The organism is Rahnella sp. P4_A8, assembly GCF_056402435.1.
Map to the genome: position 1 here is coordinate 1 of NZ_JBFUHK010000162.1, position 2,414 is coordinate 2,414.

A 2,414-nucleotide genomic window follows, 5' to 3' on the forward strand; every position below is an offset into this window, starting at 1 on the left:
GAGTGGTGTTCAACTCCTCTTCAAGACGCGCGACCTGATGACTGACTACTGCTTTAGTTATACCCAAACGCTCGGCAGCTGCAGTAAATGAGCCAGCCTCAACCACAGAGACAAAGTAGGCAAGGCGTCTGATATTTCCCAGTTTTCTCACTATCGCATTCCAATTGTATGTTTTTAGATGACAAGCTGTTTACCATGGATGTATTTAATATCCAATAAAAGTTTTCTATGATGAGTTACTTTTAAAAATAGGGGGCTCCTGTGAACATGATTCTTAATTACTTATTCGATCCACTTTGCGGTTGGTGCTACGGCGCGTCACCTGTGCTTACTGAACTAAATGACATTCCGGGCATTAAACTTGAGTTCATGCCAACCGGCCTGTTTTCAGATGCCGGTGCACGTCCCATGAACAATGAATTTGCTGCTTTTGCGTGGGAAAACGACCAGCGAATTTCTAATATCACCGGTCAGCCTTTTTCCGAGATTTATCGCGAAAAAGTACTTCATGGCCAGCAGAAAAAATTTGACAGTGGTTCAGCCACGCTTGCGATTACTGCAGTATCACTGTCAAACCCTTCGCGGGAAATTGAAGCGCTGAAAGCAATACAACGCGCCCGTTATGTTGAGGGGCTTGACGTCACGTCATTGTCGGTTCTTGCGGGTGTGTTAAGTTCTCAGGGGCTGGAAAATGCAGCGAAGAAAGTGTTGGATCCCGCAGCAGACTTGCTCGAAGCAAACCATACTCGTACTGAGCGTGCGAAACGATTAATGCGGGAATTTGGCGCACGCGGGGTTCCCACTTTTATTGCCGAATCCGGCTCAAAGCGCTGGATGCTAAACTCAAGCGTTTTGTTTTCAAACCCTCATGAATGGGTACGTCAGTTAGTGGATTCATAACGTCTGGTGATAGCAATGCTCACCTAATTACCACTTTAATAGAAGGCGAAAAATACGATGACACTACAAACCAACGTCCCTGATGCAGGGAAGGACATTCCCCTGAGTTGGACACATTTTCCTGCCGGCGAGCACGGTTTTTATCGCTCGCCAGTGCTGATCACGGGCGATAAGGAAGCCGTACTTATTGACGGTGGTTTTACGCTCGCCGATGGCAGACTGCTGGCAGAGGCTATCCAGAAAACAGGTAAAAAGCTGACAACAATCTATATTAGCCAAAGCGACCCTGATTACTACTTTAGCCTCGGTCCGGTAAGAGCAGCCTTTCCGGAAGCTCGTGTCGTTGCCGCATCGTCGACAATCGACGCTATTAAGAAAAGTGTTGATAAGAAACTGGCAGTGTGGGGCCCACAACTCCAGGACAACGGCCCGCAAACGTTGTCAGACATCGTTATGCCCGAGGTATTTGACGAGGATGCGTTATCTCTCGAAGGCCAGACCCTCGAAATTATTGATGCTGATGGCCTTGCTAACCGTCGTTATCTCTGGGTACCTTCGCTTAACGCTATTTTTGGCGGTGTACTGGTGTTCTCTGGTACCCATGTGTGGACTGCCGACACTCAAGGTCCAGAGGGTCGCGCACTTTGGATAAAAAATCTGGACACCATGGCATCCAGACATCCCACTACGGTCATCGCAGGGCATATGTTATCTGAGGGTACTATCGATATTTCAGCAATAACCTATACCCGCGACTATCTTCTGGCTTTTGAGAACGAGCTTAGTCTGGCCGGCGACAGTAGCGAACTGATTGCAGCCATGACAAAACGTTATCCTGATGCTGGCATGAGTATCGCTTTACAAATTGGTGCAAAAGTCGCCAAGGGCGAAATGAGTTGGGGATAGAATAATGAAGAGTAATGTGGAAATTATACGCGCGACTTATGAAGGTACCTCTGAAGAAAATGGAAAGAACCTGCTTGCTGTCCTGTCCCCCAATGCGACATGGACTGAAGCGGCTGGGTTCCCCTATGCAGGGACTTACACCGGTGCAGAAGAGATAATCGCTAACGTATTTCAGCGACTGGCAACTGAGTGGACAGACTATCAGGCAAAGACGCATACGTTTCTTGCTGACGGTAACTATGTTGCTGCTTTTGGGATTTACTCCGGCGTTTATAAAATAACCGGCAAGGCGATGACGGCGTCATTTGCGCACCTTTATCGCCTTGAGGATGGGAAGATAATGACCATGGAGCAGTACGTCGATAGCGCGTCGGTCATGTCGGCGTTAGCATAAAGTTAACACCGTCTGACAGGTCTCTTCGCACTTGTAGTCGTTTACTGAATTTGGTCAACATCCATTGTGGGCAGTTTCAGTAAACCATATATGGACGCCCCGGGTGTTACAAGTACTGGTTCGATACGGTTTGCGACCATATATCCGGCGTCGTTAGTGGGTTAATTTACCCGCGCCATGATGTTATCCGAGCCCTGTTTCCTTATCACTACAC

The 2,414-nt window shown here is 47.9% G+C and carries 4 protein-coding genes; 3 read left to right on the top strand and 1 reads right to left on the bottom strand.

The features are described from left to right. Positions 1-151: LysR family transcriptional regulator (locus AC1DUO_RS24145; protein WP_477989121.1), on the bottom strand; the 151-nt coding region annotated here is incomplete at its 3' end. 116 nt (positions 152-267) lie between these two features. On the opposite strand from AC1DUO_RS24145, the gene AC1DUO_RS24150 reads away from it, so the two are divergent. The 3 genes from AC1DUO_RS24150 to AC1DUO_RS24160 are packed head-to-tail and all read left to right on the top strand — an operon-like array spanning position 268 to position 2,200. Then, positions 268-900, top strand: coding sequence for a DsbA family protein (locus AC1DUO_RS24150; RefSeq protein WP_421589654.1), 633 nt, complete (start codon positions 268-270; stop codon positions 898-900). Positions 901-957: 57 nt separating this feature from the next. Next, complete coding sequence (locus AC1DUO_RS24155) at positions 958-1,806, top strand: MBL fold metallo-hydrolase (protein WP_421589611.1); 849 nt, start codon at positions 958-960, stop codon at positions 1,804-1,806. A gap of 4 nt (positions 1,807-1,810) precedes the next feature. Beyond that, a complete protein-coding gene (locus tag AC1DUO_RS24160) occupies positions 1,811-2,200 on the top strand; it encodes a nuclear transport factor 2 family protein (protein ID WP_133625271.1) in 390 nt (129 codons plus the stop codon). Positions 2,201-2,414: the final 214 nt, after the last annotated feature.

What these genes read in the sequence shown, in the direction of transcription:
- AC1DUO_RS24160 (WP_133625271.1), top strand. Translation starts at nt 1,811, where the DNA reads ATGAAGAGTAATGTGGAAATTATACGCGCGACTTATGAAGGTACCTCT.
- AC1DUO_RS24155 (WP_421589611.1), top strand. Translation starts at nt 958, where the DNA reads ATGACACTACAAACCAACGTCCCTGATGCAGGGAAGGACATTCCCCTG.
- AC1DUO_RS24150 (WP_421589654.1), top strand. Translation starts at nt 268, where the DNA reads ATGATTCTTAATTACTTATTCGATCCACTTTGCGGTTGGTGCTACGGC.